This window comes from Acinetobacter lwoffii, from assembly GCF_024129595.1.
Lineage (GTDB): Bacteria > Pseudomonadota > Gammaproteobacteria > Pseudomonadales > Moraxellaceae > Acinetobacter > Acinetobacter lwoffii_O.
Genome location: NZ_JAMXXS010000091.1, coordinates 1 through 850, shown reverse-complemented (window position 1 = coordinate 850; position 850 = coordinate 1). Strand labels below are relative to the sequence as shown.

1 protein-coding gene is annotated in these 850 nt (G+C 41.3%); it reads left to right on the top strand.

All coding sequences use genetic code 11. The features are described 5' to 3' along the window. Positions 1–795, top strand: a 795-nt coding sequence (locus tag NI466_RS15780) for an integrase core domain-containing protein (RefSeq protein WP_253174006.1), incomplete at its 5' end; no start/stop codon positions are given. Positions 796–850 lie beyond the last annotated feature (55 nt).

Here is an 850-nt window from a genome sequence, read left to right as displayed (position 1 = left end):
TATCCAGCTTATGGTCAGCATCGTACCAGTAACGAATTGCGCAAGAAAGGTGTATTTGTTTCAGGGAGTGGTGTTCGTTCTATTTGGCTCCGCCATGATTTGGAGAACTTTAAGAAGCGTTTAAAAGCACTCGAAGCTAAAGTGGCACAGGATGGTATCGTACTAAATGATCATCAGATTGCTGCACTTGAGCGTAAGCATGAAGATGATGTGGCGTGTGGTGAAATCGAAACTGCTCATCCAGGCTATTTAGGTGCACAAGACACCTTTTATGTCGGGAATCTCAAGGGTGTTGGACGGATCTACCAGCAAACATTTATCGATACTTATAGCAAGGTCGTTCATTGCAAGCTCTATACAACCAAAACACCGATTACAGCGGCTGATTTGCTCAATGATCGTGTATTACCTTTCTATCAATCCCAGGATTTACCAATGCTTCGCATTCTTACAGACAGAGGAACCGAGTATTGCGGTAAGGTGGAACAACATGACTATGAGTTGTATCTAGCGCTCAATGACATTGATCACACGAAGACAAAAGCAGCTTCACCACAAACGAATGGGATCTGTGAACGCTTCCATAAAATAATACTGCAGGAGTTTTATCAAATTACATTTAGGAAAAAGCTTTATAGCACGCTAGAAGAGTTGCAGACGGATTTAGACGACTGGCTGAAATTCTATAATACTGAACGGACTCATCAAGGAAAAATCTGCTGTGGTCGTACACCATTTGAAACTTTACTTGATGGAAAACAAATTTGGGCTGAGAAGAATTTAGCTCAAATTTAACCTGACAGGCACAATAAAAATCAGGTAACTGTCAGATCAGGTTTGAGCTAGTACA